Consider the following 17,045-nt stretch of genomic DNA (forward strand, 5'->3'; position numbering starts at 1 on the left):
ACCGGGCGGGCAACGAAGCAAAGGATTTCCAGAACATGACCTCCCCCGTGCCTGCACGCCAGACCACAAGTCCCGTTTTGCGCTCCGCTCCGGAGGCTTTCACACCCGGGCTTGCGGCACGTCTGTCAGCGGAGGCCTTTGGAACCCTTTTCCTGGTGATCGCCGGACTGGGCGTGCCGCTGTTCACGATCCCGCAATCCAACCCGTTGTCCGCCTCGCTGGCCGCCGGGCTTGCCGTCACGGCCGCCATGCTCGCATTCGCCTATGTCTCCGGCGGCCACTTCAACCCGGCCGTGACGCTGGGCAACGCCATCGCAGGCCGCATCAGGCTGCCGGAGGCTGCGGCGTACCTCGGAGCGCAGCTTGTCGGCGCCGTCGCCGGAGCCCTGGCACTGTTCGGAATCCTGCGAACGGTGCCCAAAATCGAAGACACCCGCGCCGCCTTTGACACCGTGACGGCTGGCTTTGGGGAGCATTCCATCATCCAGGCGCCCATGGCCGGAGTCCTGCTCGTCGAGGTGCTCGGCGCTGCGATCCTGGTGGCCGTCTTCCTGGGCACCACGGCTGCACGCAACACCAACAAAGCAGCAGCCCCCTTCGCAGTGGGACTCACGCTCGCCGTCCTGCTGCAGCTGGGCCAGGCCGTGGGCAACACCCCGTTCAACCCCGCCCGCGCCACCGCATCGGCCATTTTCAGCAACTCCTGGTCCCTCGGGCAGCTGTGGCTCTTCTGGGTGGCCCCGCTGGTGGGTGCCGCCATCGCCGGCCTCGTGTTCCGCGGGTTCGCCGAGACCCCTGCCGCTGTTCCGGCCCGTGCCCGGGCCGACGCTGCTGCGGACGGGTCCGACGACGATCTCCGCGACGATGTTGACGATGACACCACCGATTTTGAAGGCGACGCCGCCGGCCGCTCCGACGCGCGGCCTGCCGGCGCCTCGGCCGACGATGACGCCCGGGACTTCTTTGACGGCAAGCGCGGACAGTAGTTGCCCGGCCGTGCCGTGTCTGTGCCGCAAAACTGTCGGTACCCGCGGATAGCTTAAGAACATGCGGTTATTGCACACTTCCGATTGGCACCTGGGCAGGTCGTTCCACGGCGTCGGCATGCTGGACGCCCAGCAGGGCTTCATTGACCAGCTGGTCGAATTCGTTGGCGACGAGAAAGTGGACGTTGTCCTGATCGCCGGTGATGTTTACGATCGCGCCCTGCCGGGAGTTGACGTGGTCCGCCTGCTGGACGACGCCCTCGTGCGGCTGACGGAGGCGGGTGCGCAGGTGGTTCTCACCAGCGGAAACCATGATTCCGCCATCCGCCTCGGCTTTGCGTCACGGCTGCTGGAGCGCGGGGGAGTGCACCTGCGTACCCGGCTCGCGGAACTGGACGTACCGGTCCTGTTGCCGTTGGACACCGCGGCGGATGGTCCCGTGCTGGCCATCTACGGAATTCCATGGCTTGAGCCGCGGCTGGTCGCCGGGCAACTGGGCGTTGAACCCGCCAGCCACTTCGAAGTGACGCGTGCGGCGACGGAAATGATCCGGGCCGACGTGGCCACCCGGTCCAAGGCCAGGACGGTCCATCCGGTTGTGCTGGCCCATACATTCGCGAGCGGCGGGATCAGCTCCGACAGCGAACGGGACCTGAGCATCGGTGGAGTCGGAGCCGTTCCGCTGGACCTCTTTGACGGGTTCGGCTATACCGCGCTGGGCCACCTGCACGGCCGGCAGTCGCTGTCGCCGACCGTCCGCTACTCCGGATCGCCCCTTGCCTACTCCTTCTCTGAAGCCACGCACCGGAAAGGCGGCTGGCTGGTCGAAGCGGATGCCACCGGCATCACCGACGTCACGGAGGTCTTCTGGGAAGCGCCGCGGGCACTCGCCGTGTTGCGTGGCACCATCGACCACCTCCTCTCAGCCGAGGAACATGCCTGGGCCGAGGCCGCCTATTGCCAGATCACCCTGACGGACCCGCAGCGCCCCGCCCAGGCCATGGACAAACTGCGGGCCCGTTTTCCTGACACCCTGGTCCTCGGCTTCGAGCCCGAAGGCGCAGCCGCTGATGTGAGGACGAGTTACAGCACCAGGCTCGCCGCAGCAGATGACGATCTGTCCATCTGCTGCGGCTTCCTGGAACACGTCCGCGGCCGCAGCACCGACGACGCCGAAGCGGCTGTGCTGCGGGAAGCCCTCGACGCCGCACGGCTGGAAGAGATGTCATTGTGAGGATCCACCGGCTCGAAATTTCCGCCTTCGGCCCCTTCGCGGGCACCGAACACATCGACTTTGACCGGCTCAGCGCCCACGGGCTCTTCCTGCTGAACGGCGCAACCGGAGCCGGCAAGACCAGCGTCCTGGACGCTATCTGCTTTGCCCTGTACGGGTCCGTGCCCGGTGCACGCCAGGAAGGCAAGCGCCTCCGCAGCGACCACGCCGACGCCGCCGCGGAACCGCGTGTCACCTGCGAGTTTTCGGCCAAGGGACGGCACTTTGAAGTCTCCAGGATTCCTGCGTGGAACAGGCCCAGCGCCAGGGGCCGGAACGGATTCACGGAACAGAAGGCCAACACCCTGCTGCGCGAACGCGTTGACGGGCAGTGGATCGAGAAGTCCGGCCGTAACGATGAAGCCGGCGCGGAAATCAGCTCCGTGCTGGGCATGGACCGTGAGCAGTTCACCCGGGTGGTCATGCTGCCGCAGGGGGACTTCGCCGCTTTTCTCCGCTCCAAGCCTGCCGAGCGGCTGGAACTGCTCCAAAGCCTGTTCGGCACGCAGCGCTTTGAGGCCGTGGAACAGGAGCTCGCCAGGCGTGCCGCGGATGCCCGCACCCAGGTGGCCAGCCTCAACAGCCAGTTGGACCTCCTGATGGCACAGGCCAGGTCCGAAGCAACTCCGGCGGAAGAGGAACTGCCGGATGTCCCGGCAGCGCCGGAAGACGCCGGACTCCTTCTCGAGTGGCTGCAGGACACCACTGCGGCCAGAGCCGGGACAGCGCAGGCCGAAGCGGACCAGGCGGCAGCAGGACGCGCCGGGGCTGCGCGCCGCCTCGAGGCCGCCGAAGCGCGTGCTGCCCGCCAGGCCAAGCTTGCTGCGGCGGAACGCCGGAGATCGGCTGCAGACGCCGCAGCGCCCGAACTCCGGGAAAAGGCACGGCAGCTTGGCCTTCACCGCAAGGCCGAGGTACTCGGCGGCCAATTGCAGGCCGTGGACAAGGCCGACATCGCTGAGGAGCGGGCTGCCCGGGCCATGGCAATGGCGGCCGACGAATTGCACGCTGCAGTCCTCGTGGACGCCGAGCTCGCCGCCCTGTCCGCCTCCGCCCGCCGGGAAAGCGGCAGTGCGGACGGACAATTCTTCGATGCTGCAATCGTACGGAGTGAACTCAGCCGCCTGAGGTCCCTCCGCGCGGTGCTTGAGGAACGGCTGCCGGACGAAGCCAGGCTGTCCGGGATGGTGGCCCGCGGCGCGGAACTTCGGAAGACCCTTGACCAATTGCGTGAGGGAAGGCGGGCCGGCGCCGCCGCGCTCGACGGTTTGCGGGCGGAGGCCGCCGAATTGCTTGCGGGCGTGAAACCCCTTGAGGAGCTTGCTGCCGAAGCCCAGCTGCGGACCAAAGAGGCCGCAGCCGCGGAGGAACTCGTAGCTGTCGTAGGCCGCTACGCTGCAGCGGTCCGGGTCAGTTCCGGCGTTGCCGAACGGCACCGCCTGGCCCGGGACGACCACCAGAACCACCGCCAGCGGTGGCTGGACCTGAGGGAAGAGCGGCTCGCCAATGCAGCTGCGGAGCTTGCTTCCCAGCTGCGGCCGACGGAGCCCTGCCCCGTGTGCGGCAGCCCCGAGCACCCTTGTCCGGCTCCGGCGGCCACGGCCGCGCTGGCCGTTGCTGATGCGGAACGCGCGGCTCAGGAAGCCTGCGAGGCTGCGGAAGCGGTCCTGGCAGCGCTGGACAAAGAACTTGCCGAAGCGCGGCAGCGGGTCGCCGTGCTGGCGGCCCAGGGCGGCGATCTCCCGCCGGAGGAAGCGCGCGCGGACGCGGCCCGGGCGAAGGAGCGGGCGGACGAGGCAGTCCGGGCGGCCGCTGACCTCGCCGCCAGCCGCGAGCGCCGGGCAGAACTGGACGAACACATCGCTGCTGCGGAATCGGCTCGGGCCGCAGCCGATTCCGGCATGGCGAAGACTGAGTCCACCCTCATGGAAGTCCAGGAACAGACGGACGCCCTGGATAACGCACTGGGCAAACTGCGTGCGGGCTACCCGACACTCGGCAGCCGCCTGGGCTCCCTCGATGAATCCACGGCGCTCCTGGAAAGAACAGACGCCGCGAGGAGCAGCCTCGAACAGGCCGGGCAGCGCACCAGGGATGCCCGCCAGCAGCTGGACCAGGCGCTTCCGGAGTCCGGGTTCGAATCCGACGCGGCCGCCCGGTCCGTCCTGCTTCCGGTCCCGGAAGCAGCGCTGCTCGAAGCCGCAATCCGCGCGGGCCAGGATGAAGAAGCCCGGGTCGGGGAACTTTTCGCCAGCGAGGAACTGGTCCTGGCCACACGCGAGCTTGAGGAGGACGGCCCGGTAGAGGCCGGCGTGCTGGAACAGCTCCGCGCGGAGGACGCTGCCGCCGAACGGACTGTCCGGCAAGCCGTCGTCGCGGCGGGGCTCGCCGAGAAGTCAGTCCTGACCCTCCGCCGGATCGCGGAGGACTACGGCCGCCTCGCGGCGTCGGGCCAAGGTCCGCGGGAACGTGCCGCGCTGCTCACGGCGGTGGCCGAGGCCGCCCGCGGCGCCGGCGACAACACCTACCGCATGAGCCTGAACAGCTACGTACTCGCGGCGAGGCTCGAGCAAGTGGCCATTGCCGCTTCGGAAAGGCTGGTCGGCATGAGCGATGGCCGGTACACCCTGCAGCACACGGACGCCAAAGCCGCCCGCGGTGCCAAGTCCGGTCTGGGTCTGGAAGTCGTGGACCAGTGGACCGGGCAGCGCAGGGATACCGCCACGCTGTCCGGCGGTGAATCGTTCATGGCCTCCCTGGCCCTGGCGCTGGGTCTCGCGGACGTGGTGCAACAGGAGTCCGGCGGAGTCGACATCGAGACGCTCTTCGTGGACGAGGGCTTCGGCAGCCTCGACGAGCAGGCGCTGGAACAAGTGATGGATGCCCTCGAGGGGCTGAGGGACGGCGGTCGTGTGGTCGGACTGGTGAGCCATGTGCCCGAGATGAAGCAGCGCATCAGCACCCAGCTCCAGGTGGTCAAGGGACGGAACGGTTCCACCCTCCACATTTCGGACGACGCCCTGGCCTGAGCCGGCGGATCCGCCCGCGCTTCCCGCGCCTCCCGCCCGGTCGGCCCGGAGACGCACCGCGCCCTCGGCTACAATTGAGGAGTTACCGGGTCGCGCGCATCGGGAGGAGGGACGATGCGCACCATTGAGCGAACCCGGAACAATGAACCCTTCACTCTCTTCCCAGGCACCCGCCGCCACACCCCCTGCCGTAACCGCAGCAGCTGACACCGCAAAGCCCGAAGCCCCGTCCGGGCAGGGCTTCCCCGCCCCTCCTGCGGGCACGGGAGGCCGATTCGCCCGGCTTCCGCTGCTGGCCGGCAAGGGTTTCATCCCGATTGGCCTTTTCGCCCGGCTGCCCCTCGCCATGCTGACTGTAGGCGCCCTGACACTCGTTACGGCCGTCACCGGCTCGTACGCCGTTGGCGGGGCAGCAGCCGGTGCCGTGGGCATCGGCTCAGCACTGGGAGCGCCCGTTCTGGGTGCATGGGCGGACCGGCTTGGACAGCGCCCCGTGCTGCTGTTCGCCGCAGTCTTCAACACTGCCGCGGTGGTGGCCCTGATCCTCATGGCGTATCTCGTTCCGGCGGGCCAGGACCTGGCAGCGGCGCTCCCCGTCCTTGCCGCGGCTTTCGTGGCTGGAGCCAGCTGCCCCCAGGTGGGCCCGCTCGCCCGTGTCCGCTGGATGGCCCTTACCGCGCGAAGCAGAAGCGGCAACGCGGAGGATTTGGACGCCGCCCTGTCCTACGAGAGCACCGCGGATGAGCTGACCTTCGTCCTCGGCCCTGCACTGGTGGGCATCCTCGCGAGCCTGATTGCCCCGTGGCTCCCGCTGGCCGTGGCCGCGGCCCTGACGCTCACCCTGGTTCCCGCATTCGCGGTCCACCGCACCCACCTCGCCGTACCGATAAGCGTGCGCCGGCGCCGCAGCGCCCCGGCCGTTGCGGACCGGGCGGCGCCGCACGACGCCGTGGCCACCAGCGCGGACTCCGCAGCCGGTTCCCGGACGACCGGTTCCCGGACGACCGGTTCCCGCGGTATGGCTGCCGTTGCCCTGCCTTTCCTGGCCATGCTGTGCATGGGAACATTCTTCGGTTCCACCCAGACGGGATTGAGCTCTTTCTCGGCGAGCTTTGCCACGGCCGAGGTTGCCGGACTGCTGTATGCCGTGATGGGCCTCAGTTCCGCCGCAGCCGCACTGAGTGTCGCCTACTGGTCCAAGCGATTCACCTTCCCGGCGCGCTGGATGGTCAGCGCCGTGCTGATGGCCGGCCTTGCGGTGCTTCTGTTGCTGCCGGAATCGGTGTTCCCCATGGTGCTGGTGCTGCTCGTCCTGGGGCTGCCGGTGGGCCCGCTGATGGTCACCGTGTTCGCCATCGGCGGGGAAGTGGCTCCTGCCGGGCGCCTGGGAACCGTGATGACCGCCCTGGCCAGCGGCATTGTTGCCGGCACGGCACTGGGGTCCTCGGTCGCCGGACAGCTGGCGCAGCACCACGGGTATTCCGCAGCCTTCCTGGTACCGGTCTGCGCCGCAACGGCGCTGTTCCTGCTGGGGACCGCCGCCGCCGTCGTCCTCCGAAACGGCAAAGCGAGCCGCCGGGGCAACGGCACGGGCGGCCGCTAACGCGGGAACGATCTAGAGCAGTTGCTTCTCGATGCGTGCGGCGCTCGACGTCAGGGCTGCTGCCACTTCGGCCGGGTCCTGCGTTGAGCGGATGTAGACGACGGCAACCGACGCCGGGCGGCCGCCCGGCACGTTGATGGGGGCCGCCAAAGACGAAACACCTGCAATGACTTCATCGTGGCTTGCCGCGTAGCCGCGTTGACGGGCCTCGGCTGCCTCAGGCCGGTAGGGGATGTCCGGCGCCAACAGGGTCCATTCCTGTTCCGTGAGGGCCGACTGGATGGCTATGCCCGGGGCGCCGGCGCTGATCGGGTGCCGGGAGCCGGGGTGCTGGACCACTGTTGCTGCCGAATGCCTGGGCTCCACCGTCACCAGTGTGATGCAGTCCTGGTGGTCCCACACCGCAACGAAGGCCGTCATGTTCAGTGTGTTCGCAAGCTGGGTGAGTTCAGGCAGGGCTGCCGATTGCAGGTTGCGTGAAACGCCGCGGGCCAGGACCGCCAGACCCGGTCCGGGCTGGACCTTGCCAGCGTCGTCCCGGACCAGGAGCGAATGATCCTCCAATGTGCGCAGGATGCGGTAGGCCACGGATCGGTGGACGCCCATGGCATCGGCAAGTTCCGCGATGGTGAGGGGCTGCTCGGCTTCCGCCAGGATTTCCAGCGCGCGGATCCCGCGTGAAAGGGTCTGCGACGGGGAAGCCTGGGCGGTCGCGGCCTGCGTGCCGGCGCCGGCGGTTTGAGTCATGCTGTCCATCCTAGGCCGGGAACAGTGGCGCTCCGCCCTGCGGGTCTTGTGTTGCAACTCACTTTGAGCTAGCGTTCTATATGGGAACTATATGTTCAAATATAGAACATTTCAAGGATGACTCCCATCGAAATCGACAGAGCAGACCATCCAAGGGGTCAATGATGATTGCCAAGCCCCGCCCGGGGGAGGCTCGCGGAGCCGTCGGCCACGCGTCGGCTCCGAGGGCCCATCATTTTCGCGGGAGCCTCGGGCGGTTCGCCACCGGCGTCGCGATTGTGACCTTCGACGGCGCTACCAAGCGGCACGGCATCACCGTCAATTCGTTCACGTCCGTGTCCATGGAGCCGCCACTGGTCCTGGTGAGCATTGCCAGGACGGCCAGGGCGCACGACGAGCTCGCGGGCCGTCCGTTTGCGGTGAACATCCTGGGCGCCGAACAGCGGTATCTGGCAACGCATTTCGCCGGCTGGCCCGGGCCGGAACCCCGGTGGGTGGAAGGTGGCACGGCGCCGCGCCTCGCCGGTGTCCTGGCGTACTTCGAGTGCAGGCCCTGGGCTGAATACGACGGCGGCGACCACACCCTGTATCTCGGGGAAGTGGTGAACTTCGACTACCGCAGCGGCGACGCCCTGGCGTTTGCGAACGGCAGCTACACCACCATCCCGGAAAGCCAGCTGGGCATGGAGGACCTGCTGTAGCCCCGACGCCCCGCATCAGATAGAAGCGCACTGCAGCTCAACGAAGACTGGAGAAAGAACTATGGGCATCCGCACCGGCCGACAGTACCTGGACAAACTCAACGCCATGACGCCCCACGTGGTGATCGACGGGGAAGTCGTCAGTGAAAAAATCGCCGAGCATCCCGCGTTCAGGAACGTGGCCAGGTCCTACGCCAAGCTCTTCGACATGCAGCACGACCCCGCCTACCAGGAAGCGCTGACGTACACCTCGCCCTCCACGGGCGACCTGGTGAACGCGTCCTTCCTGGTTCCCCGGACCATCGAGGACCTGCAGCGCCGCCGCCGGGCCATCTCCACCTGGGCCGAATCCTCCAATGGCTTCCTGGGCCGCTCCGGGGACTACATGAATTCCTCCCTGACCGCGCTGAGCACCGCGGAAAAGTGGTTCGCCCAGGCCGACCCCGCGTTCGGCGAGAACATCCGCAGGTACTACGAATGGGCGCGGGAGAATGACGTCCTGGCCACGCACACCCTCATCCCGCCCCAGGTCAACCGCTCGGTCTCGGGCTCTGAACAGATGGGTGGGCAGTTGTCGGCGCGCATCATCGAGGAGCGGGATGACGGCATCGTGATCAGCGGCGCCCGCATGCTGGCCACGATCGCTCCCATTGCCGACGAGCTCCTGGTGTTTCCGTCCACCGTCTTGCGGGGCACGCCGGAGGATGCCCCCTATTCCTACGCCTTTGCCATCCCCAATGATGCTCCGGGCCTGCGCTACCTCTGCCGCACTTCGCTGTATAACGGCGGCAGCACCCACGACGAGCCTCTGGCCTCGCGCTATGAGGAAATGGACGCGGTGGCCATCTTCGACAACGTTTTCGTGCCAAGCGAGCGGATTTTCATGCTCGGCCACCCGCAGCTCTGTAACGCCTTCTATTCGGAAACCGGCGCGGGCGCCCTCATGACGCACCAGGTGGTAACCCGGACCATCGCCAAAAGCGAGTTCTTCCTTGGCCTGGCATCAGAGCTGGCAGAGTCCATCGGAATCGACGGCTTCCAGCACATCCAGGAGGACATCGCGGAACTGATCATCGACGTCGAAATCGGCAAGGCGCTGGTCCGTGCGTCGGAGGCCGACGCTGGCCTGAACGAGTCCGGCGTCATGCTGCCCAAGTGGACCACGCTGAATGCCGCCAGGAACTGGTACCCCAAGATTGCCCAGCGCTTCCCGCAGATCATCCGGAAGTTCTCGGCGTCCGGGCTGATGGCATTACCCGGTGAAGCCGATGTCAACAGCGAGGCCAGGGCGGACATTGAGATGTACCTGCAGGGCAAGACGCTCACCGGCCCGGAGCGCGTCCGCCTGTTCAAGCTTGCCTTTGACGCCTCCATCTCGGGGTTCTCGGGCCGGCAGTCCCTTTATGAGTATTTCTTTTTCGGAGATCCCGTCCGGATGGCCGGCGCCCTCGTGAGCAGCTACGACCGCGAGCCGGTCCGTGCCAGGGTCCGCGAATTCCTCAGCAGGCAGGACTGACCGTCGCGCCTGGCAGGGCCCTGCTGCCGAAGCCCAAAAGGCCGTAGGCAGCAGAACCCGAAAGACTTAGTGCGCTTTGTCACACATTCGAGTATCCTCATACTAACTGACCGTTCGATCGGTAATTCGTTCGACGTCATTCCACATTCGGTAGTAGCACGTATCGGTACTGCCCACAGCCACGGAGTTCCAATGACCGCAACTTCACACGTCGATTCAGAGGCGGGTCCCAGCAGCAAGCACGAGGAACGGAAAGTCCTCGCAGGCACGCTGGTAGGCACCACCATCGAGTGGTACGACTTCTTCATCTTCGCCCAGCTGACAGCGACGCTGCTGTCCCCACTGTTCCTTGCCCCGTTGAACGACGCCAACCCGGGACTTGCGCAGATTCTGTCCTTCGCGCTGATCGGGATCAGCTTCCTGTTCCGTCCGCTCGGCGCCATCATCGCCGGCCACCTCGGCGACCGCCTGGGCCGCAAGGCCATGCTGGTCTTCACCCTCGTTATGATGGGCGCCGCCACTGCCCTGATCGGCATGCTGCCGACCTACAAGGACATCGGCGTCTGGGCTCCGATCCTCCTGATCCTGCTCCGCGTCATCCAGGGCTTCTCTGCCGGCGGTGAATGGGGCGGCGCCGCCCTGATGGCCGTGGAGCACGCTCCGAAGAGCAAGCGCGGGCTGTTCGGCGCCTACCCGCAGATCGGCGTTCCCGTCGGCATGATCCTGGCCACCGGCCTGCTGTACTTCCTCAACACGGGCATGTCCAAGGCAGACTTCGCTTCCTGGGGCTGGCGGGTGCCGTTCCTGCTGTCCATCGTGCTGATCGTCGTGGGCTACCTGATCCGCCGTGCGGTGGCCGAAAGCCCGGTCTTCCAGGAAATGATCGAGCGCAAGGAGAAGGCCAAGGCGCCTCTCGGCCAGCTGATCAAGTCCCACAAGAAGTCCGTGCTCTACTCCACCATGATTTTCATCGGCAACAACGCGGCAGGCTACCTGCTGATCGCGTTCTTCATCTCCTACGCCACCAAGTCATTGAAGATGCCGGTCGCGGAGATCCTCCTCGCCACCACCCTGGCTTCCTTCGGCTGGCTGATCTTCACGCTGGTGGGAGGCTGGCTTTCCGACAAGATCGGACGCGTCAAGACGTTCCTCATCGGCTACGGCATCGTGTTCGCCTGGATGATTCCGATGTTCGCCCTGATCGACACCAAGAACATCATGCTTTACGGCGTGGCACTCTTCGTGCTGACCGTCGGCCTGGGGCTGTCCTACGGCCCCATGTCCGCCATGTACGCCGAGATGTTCCCGGCCAACGTGCGCTACTCCGGCATCTCCATCGGCTATGCGTTCGGTGCGATCCTGGGCGGTGCGTTTGCGGCCACCATCGCGGAGACGCTCCTGCAGAGCACCAAGTGGACCGGCTCGATCGGTATCTACATCATGATCCTGTGCGTCATTTCGGCAATCGGTGTACTCCTGGCCGGGGAAACCAAGGGCCGCCCGCTGGGCGTCAGCAGCCACCACTAGCCGCTGGCTGAACCAAGCGGCGTTGCATGCACGACGGCGGGCGCGGACCATACGGTCCGCGCCCGCTTTTGCGTTGTCCGGCAGGCCCCGGGACTACTAAACGCCCAGGAACTCCGTTGCCGCCTGCTTGAACGCCCTGCTGGTGATCACATTGCTGTGGTTCCGGCCGGGAATCAGCAGCTGCTCCACGAGTGCCCCTGTTTTTGCACCCAGTTCGGCGAGCTCGGGCATGGTTGCGGCGCGGCCGTCCTTGTCCCCGGCGACGAGCAGCATGGGCATGTGAGGGACGGCTTCGGCAGGATCGAAAGGCTCGCCCTTGATCGCTTCCACCAGGGACAGCAGGGCAAAGATGTTGTTGCTGGGCAGCCCCAGGGCCATCTTCAGGAGGGCGGCCGTGGACTCGTCCGCGATGGGCGTGCCGTCGGCGAGGTAGCGCTGTGCGGCCACCAGGTCGAAGGCCGCCAGCGGGTCCGCGATGTTGGGGCCGCCAAGCACCAGCCGGTGAACCAGTTCGGGCTGCGTGGCGCCGAATTCCCAGGCGAGCCGGGACCCGAGGGAGTAGCCGATCACGTCAAGCCCGCTGGCGGGGTCACCGTCGCGCAAAGGACGGACGCCGGCGTCGAACGCTACCTGCAGGAGGTCCGCGCGGATCCTGCTGGGGCTGTACGAGTCCATGTCTTCCGGGGCTCCGCTGCGGCCGTGGCCGGGCAGGTCGACGGTGATGACGCGGCGGCCGGCGTCCAGCAGCGCGGCCAGCCAGCCGGTGTCCTGCCAGTTGAGCTTGGTGGAGGAGGAGAATCCGTGGAGCAGGAGGACGGGGCGCAGGCCGGCATCGGTTTCCGGTTCGTGCACCTCCACGTAAAGCTGGGGGTCGGTGCCCTCCACAGTGTGGTGGTGCTGCTCGCCGGTGTGCCTGCCGCTCATGGTGTCAGTCCTCATCAAGTACGGCGCTCAGGCGGACCCGGCGCTTCGGTGCCTCTTCCTTCGGGACCGTGCCCACGATACCGGCGGTGTTGTCCGGTACCTCAAACACAATCAGGGGCTCGCCGACATTGATCTTGTCACCGGGCCCGCCGTGGATACGCACCACTTTACCCGCCTGCGGACTGGGCAGTTCAACAGCTGATTTGGTGGTCTCCACCTCGACGAGCGGCTGGTTCCGCTCCACCTGGTCACCGGGTGAAACCAGCCATTCCAGCACGGTCGCCTCGATCAGGCCCTCACCGAGATCGGGAAGCGGGAAGGAAATTTCAGCCACGGCGGTACTCCAATACTCGCTGGATTCCGAAGAGGATCCGGTCAATGTTCGGGATGTATTCGTCTTCGAGGTCGCCGGAGGGGTACGGGACGTCGAAGCCGGTAATTCGTTCCACGGGAGCCTTGAGGGTGTCGAAGCAGTTCTGTGTGATCAGTTGGGCGACTTCGGCGCCAAGCCCCGAAGTCCGCGGTGCTTCATGGACGACGACGGCGCGCCGCGTCTTCCGTACGGACGCCGCCAGCGCGGCTTCGTCGATCGGCTTGAGCCAGCGCAGGTCGAGGACCTCCACATCGATTCCGTCCTCCGCGGCGAGCCCGGCCACCTGCAGGCAGCGGGCCACCATGGCGCCCCAGGCAACCACGGTGAGATGGCGGCCTTCACGCATGACCTTCGCACCGGTGGGGGCGCCTCCCGCGGGGGAGCCACCATCGGGGGAACCGGAAGGGTCCGCGGAGTCGAAGTCGACCTCGCCTTTTTGCCAGTAACGGGACTTCGGTTCCATGAAGATCACCGGGTCCGGCCGCGTGGCGGCGTACTTGAGCAGGTGGTAGGCCTCGTGCGGGTTCGACGGCGAGACCACCTTCAGCCCGGGCACGTGTGCAAAGAGCGCTTCAAGGCTTTCCCCGTGGTGCTCCGGGGCGCGGATACCGCCGAAGCTGGGCACGCGCAGGGTGATCGGCATCGGCAGGGTGCCGCGGCTGCGGTAGTTCATCCGGGCGATCTGGCAGACGATCTGGTTGATGGCCGGATAGGCGAAGCCGTCGAACTGGACCTCGGGAATGGGGTGGAATCCGGCCATGGCCAGGCCCACGGACATGCCCAGGATGCCTGATTCGGCGAGCGGGGTGTCAAACACCCGGCCGGTGCCGTGCTTCGCCTGGAGGCCGTCCGTAATGCGGAACACGCCGCCCAACCGGCCGCAGTCCTCACCGAAGACCAGCGATTTCGGGTTGCCGGCCAGCACCTCGTCCAGGGCCCGGTTCAGGGCCTGCTGCATGGAAAGCTGTTCCACTCCGCGGCGTGGAGTTCCGTCGGCCATGGCGGCCCCGCTTTCCAGGATGGAGTTAGACATGTTCGGACTCCTCGCGCCAGTTGGCGGCCTGGGCCTGCAGGGCAGGCGTGGTTTCCTGGAAGACCAGGTCGAACATTTCGACGCCGGGGCGTGAGCCGAGCGACTGGATCCCCGCCCGGACGTGTTCTTCTTCGGCTTTGGCGGCTGCGAGTGCCTCAGCGAAGAAGGCCTCGTCGGCGACTCCGTCGGCGAGCAGCCGCTTCCGGAAACGCTCCAGCGGGTCTTCCCCGGCGTCGTCGCGCTCTTCGTTGAGCGAACGGTACCGGCCAGGGTCATCGGACGTGGAGTGCGGGCCGCGGCGGTAGGTCATCGCCTCGATGAGGACCGGGCCGTGGCCGGCCCGTGCGTGCGCCAAGGCGCGCCGGGTCGCGTCCACCACTGCTACCACGTCGTTCCCGTCGATCCGCAGTGCCGGGAGGCCGTAGCCGGCAGCGCGGGCCGCCACCGAGCCGCCGGCCACCTGGCGTTCGGCGGGAACCGAGATGGCCCAGCCGTTGTTTTGGACAAAGAAGACCACGGGGGCCTTCATGACCGCCGCAAAATTCATGGCTTCATGGACGTCGCCCTGGGATGATGCGCCGTCGCCGAAATACGCCATTGCCACGCCGTCCGTCTGATCCAGGGTCTGGCCGTGGGCCCAGCCCACGGCGTGGAGCACGGATCCGCCAACCACGGCCTGGATGGGTGCAAGCCGGGATTCCAGGGGGTTGTAGAGGCCGCCGTGCCACGTGGCCTTGTGCGTGGACATATAGGCCACCATGTCCACGCCCATGGCCCGGGCCACGCCCATTTCGCGGTAGGTGGGGAAGACAAAGTCGCGGGTGGTGTCCACGGCGTACCCGCTTCCCACCTGTGCGGCCTCCTGGCCCAGTTCGGGGGCGTAGCCGGGGATGAGGCCCTGCCGCTGCCAGCCGATCGCCGAGGTGTCCAGGTGCCGGACGGCGACCATCAGCGAATACAGTTCACGCAGCTGGTCACCGGTCAGCGGCTCGGCCGGCTGGCCGGACAGTTGGCCGGAGAGCGGTCCCGGAAGTAGGCCGGCGTCGTTGCTGGCGGCGGGGGAAGGCGAGGTATCCATAGCTGTGACCCTAGTCACCTGCGGAATGCCCGGCAATCAGTTCATTGTTCACTAGCCAGATTGCCGGAAGCTGCCATGAGCAGAGCCGAATCTCATAGCAATTTGCTTAGCGGAATCGGGAGTGGTCCGCAGCCGTGGCGCGACTTGGTCGGGGAGCGGGCCTACTTGGCTGCGCTGCCCTGCCGCGACGCTGCCACTCGTGCCCCGAGCCAGCAGGCGCCGGCAATCCCGGCAACCAGGGCGATGGTGCTGAAGAGCTGCCGGCTGCTCTCGGCGCCGCTGAAGCCGACGGCGAAGATCAGTGCCAGCAGGACCAGCCCGAAGATCGTCAGGCCCGGGAATCCCTTCATCCGCAGCGGAAGCTCAGTGCCGTCGCGGTCCGCCCTGCGGCGCAGGATCAGCTGGGAGATGAGGGCGGAACCCCAGACCATGAGGCAGGTTGAGCCCACCAGCTGGAAGAGCGCCGGCAGGATCTGTTCCGGAAAAAGGAGCTCCAATACGGCGGCAATGAAGCCGAAGGCCACGGATACGCCCACGGCAACCACCGGCACCCTGGCCTTGTTCAGCTTCGACAGGAAGCGCGGAGCCTCGCCGCGTTGGGCCAGGGAGTAGATCATCCGGGAGGAGCCGTAGAGATTGGCGTTCAGGGCGGACAACAGCGCGATGACTGCCACAAGGGTGATGGCCGTGCCGGCACCCGGGATGCGTGCGGCGTCGAGGACACCGGCGAACGGTGACGACAGGGATTCGGAAGTCGCCGGCAGGACCGCGGCAATGACAAAGACGGAGCCGACGTAGAACACGAGGATTCGCCAAAGCACCGTACGGATGGCAAGGCCCACGCTGTGGCGCGGGTTCTCGGTCTCAGCCGCAGCCACGCTCACGATCTCAGTGCCGCCGAAGGCGAAGATGACCACAAAGAGCGCTGTAGCAATTCCACCGAGGCCTGCCGGCGCGAAGTTGCCGGTGATGTTGCCCAGGCCCGGGCTTGGCGCGTCAGGCAGCAGGCCCAGGAGAAGAGCCGTTCCGATGCCAAGGAACAGCAGGATTGCCGCCACCTTGAGGATCGCGAACCAGAACTCGAATTCGCCAAAGTTGTTCACGCCGGCCAGGTTGATGGCCGTAAAGAGGGCCATGAAGACCAGGGACAGCGCCCAGACGGGAACCACCGGCCACACCGTGAACAGCAGGCCGGCTGCGCCAAGTGCCTCGGCGGCAATGACCACCACCAGTTGCAGCCACCACAGCCAGCCCACGGTTGCCCCGGCAGTGCGGCCCATGGCTTTCTCCGCATAGACGGAGAACGCGCCGCTGTTCGGGTTGGCTGCAGCCATCTCACCCAGGGCCCACATGACCAGGATGATCAGCGTGCCGGCCACGAGGTAGGAGATCAGGACGGCCGGCCCTGCGGCCTGGACGCCCGCCCCCGAGCCCAGGAACAGTCCGGCTCCGATAGCGCTTCCCAGTCCCATCATGGTGAGCTGGCGGGGTTTCATGCTGTGGCCGAGCGAGGTGGATGGGCGCTCTGCGGTGGACTTCATCGTCATGCTTGCGAACCTTCTTGTGGTCGGTGGTCTGGTCCTTTTAGGACATATTGAATTTACCGCCCCGGGCGGAACGCTTCGCACTCCGTTCGTGAGAGCATGGGGGCAGTTTGCGGGAGAAGCGCCTTCTTTTTCGGCGATTTGTGACCTGTTTGGCCGGGTTGAAAGGAAAATCGATGAACGTGGACACGCTGGACGCAAAAATTGTCCGATTCTTCACGGATTCACCCAGGGCGTCGGTGCTCGAAGCCTCGCGGGTCCTGAAGATTGCCCGCGCCACGGTGCAGTCCCGGCTGGACCGGATGACCGCCGGCGGGGTTATCGGGTCCTGGGTACCCCAGCCGGACCCGTCCCGCTTCGGCTACCCCGTGGTGGCGTTCTGTTCGCTCACCATCAACCAGGACCTGGGCCATGACGCGGTGGTCGAAGCGCTTGCCCGCATTCCTGAACTCACGGAAATCCACACGGTTTCCGGCAGTTCGGACCTGATGGCACGGGTCGTGGCACGGTCCAACCCTGACCTGCAGCGGGTTCTGGATGCCATGATCGCCACAAAGACGGTGCTCCGGTCCTCGTCCGTGATCGTGCTAAACACCCACTTCCAGGGCCGGACCCTGCCGTTGCTCGAGGCTGCTGCCGCAATGTGACCTGAAGCATTTTGCCTCAGGGCCGGGCAGTCGTACCATTAGTTCTAGTCATATTGACTATAAC

Annotated in this window: 14 protein-coding genes; 8 read left to right on the forward strand and 6 right to left on the reverse strand. The window is 66.6% G+C overall.

Features of this window, described 5'->3' with window-relative positions:
* The first annotated feature begins 35 nt into the window (after window positions 1-35).
* The 4 genes from JOE31_RS09895 to JOE31_RS09910 all read left to right on the forward strand — a co-directional run bounded on the left by JOE31_RS09895 (window position 36) and on the right by JOE31_RS09910 (window position 6,891).
* A complete protein-coding gene (locus JOE31_RS09895) occupies window positions 36-986 on the forward strand; it encodes an MIP/aquaporin family protein (protein ID WP_209743716.1) in 951 nt (316 codons plus the stop codon).
* Between the two features lie 61 nt (window positions 987-1,047).
* Entirely contained in the window at window positions 1,048-2,220 is a 1,173-nt protein-coding gene (locus tag JOE31_RS09900) for an exonuclease SbcCD subunit D (protein ID WP_209743719.1), read from the forward strand.
* A complete protein-coding gene (locus tag JOE31_RS09905; protein ID WP_209743723.1) occupies window positions 2,217-5,288 on the forward strand; it encodes an AAA family ATPase in 3,072 nt (1,023 codons plus the stop codon). The genes JOE31_RS09900 and JOE31_RS09905 overlap by 4 nt, the downstream gene beginning before the upstream one ends.
* 142 nt (window positions 5,289-5,430) lie before the next feature.
* Window positions 5,431-6,891, forward strand: a complete 1,461-nt coding sequence (locus JOE31_RS09910; RefSeq protein ID WP_209743726.1) for an MFS transporter — start codon at window positions 5,431-5,433, stop codon at window positions 6,889-6,891.
* A gap of 12 nt (window positions 6,892-6,903) precedes the next feature.
* Here JOE31_RS09910 and JOE31_RS09915 read toward each other — a convergent pair whose 3' ends face one another.
* A complete protein-coding gene (locus tag JOE31_RS09915) occupies window positions 6,904-7,638 on the reverse strand; it encodes an IclR family transcriptional regulator (RefSeq protein ID WP_209743729.1) in 735 nt (244 codons plus the stop codon).
* A 164-nt stretch (window positions 7,639-7,802) separates the two neighbouring features.
* Here JOE31_RS09915 and JOE31_RS09920 point away from each other — a divergent pair, with 164 nt between their 5' ends.
* From JOE31_RS09920 to JOE31_RS09930, 3 genes are all read left to right on the forward strand, one after another.
* Window positions 7,803-8,339, forward strand: coding sequence for a flavin reductase family protein (locus JOE31_RS09920; RefSeq protein WP_209748319.1), 537 nt, complete (start codon window positions 7,803-7,805; stop codon window positions 8,337-8,339).
* 61 nt (window positions 8,340-8,400) lie between these two features.
* Entirely contained in the window at window positions 8,401-9,855 is a 1,455-nt protein-coding gene (hpaB, locus tag JOE31_RS09925) for a 4-hydroxyphenylacetate 3-monooxygenase, oxygenase component (protein ID WP_209743732.1), read from the forward strand.
* 192 nt (window positions 9,856-10,047) lie between these two features.
* The gene (locus JOE31_RS09930) at window positions 10,048-11,382 is read left to right on the forward strand and encodes an MFS transporter (RefSeq protein ID WP_209743735.1); all 1,335 of its coding nucleotides are present in this window, start codon (window positions 10,048-10,050) and stop codon (window positions 11,380-11,382) included.
* Between the two features lie 96 nt (window positions 11,383-11,478).
* On the opposite strand, the gene JOE31_RS09935 is transcribed toward JOE31_RS09930, so the two are convergent.
* The 5 genes from JOE31_RS09935 to JOE31_RS09955 form a co-directional block, all read right to left on the reverse strand.
* Complete coding sequence (locus JOE31_RS09935) at window positions 11,479-12,306, reverse strand: alpha/beta fold hydrolase (protein WP_209743738.1); 828 nt, start codon at window positions 12,304-12,306, stop codon at window positions 11,479-11,481.
* A 4-nt stretch (window positions 12,307-12,310) separates the two neighbouring features.
* Window positions 12,311-12,640, reverse strand: a complete 330-nt coding sequence (locus tag JOE31_RS09940; RefSeq protein WP_043482513.1) for a biotin/lipoyl-containing protein — start codon at window positions 12,638-12,640, stop codon at window positions 12,311-12,313.
* Window positions 12,633-13,712, reverse strand: coding sequence for an alpha-ketoacid dehydrogenase subunit beta (locus tag JOE31_RS09945; RefSeq protein ID WP_209743741.1), 1,080 nt, complete (start codon window positions 13,710-13,712; stop codon window positions 12,633-12,635). The genes JOE31_RS09940 and JOE31_RS09945 overlap by 8 nt, the downstream gene beginning before the upstream one ends.
* On the reverse strand, window positions 13,705-14,661 hold the full coding sequence (locus JOE31_RS09950; RefSeq protein ID WP_374100881.1) for a thiamine pyrophosphate-dependent enzyme: 957 nt from the start codon (window positions 14,659-14,661) through the stop codon (window positions 13,705-13,707). Before JOE31_RS09950 ends, JOE31_RS09945 begins: the two co-directional genes overlap by 8 nt.
* Window positions 14,662-14,951: 290 nt before the next feature.
* Window positions 14,952-16,337: an amino acid permease gene (locus tag JOE31_RS09955; protein WP_209743747.1), complete on the reverse strand. Its 1,386-nt coding sequence runs from the start codon at window positions 16,335-16,337 to the stop codon at window positions 14,952-14,954.
* A 173-nt stretch (window positions 16,338-16,510) separates the two neighbouring features.
* Between JOE31_RS09955 and JOE31_RS09960 the strand changes: the two genes are divergently transcribed.
* Window positions 16,511-16,981 carry an Lrp/AsnC family transcriptional regulator gene (locus tag JOE31_RS09960; protein ID WP_209743751.1) on the forward strand — a complete coding sequence of 157 codons (471 nt, stop codon included), beginning with the start codon at window positions 16,511-16,513 and terminating at the stop codon, window positions 16,979-16,981.
* The last annotated feature ends 64 nt before the right edge of the window (window positions 16,982-17,045 follow it).

The organism is Arthrobacter sp. PvP023 (assembly GCF_017832975.1).
Taxonomy (GTDB): domain Bacteria; phylum Actinomycetota; class Actinomycetes; order Actinomycetales; family Micrococcaceae; genus Arthrobacter.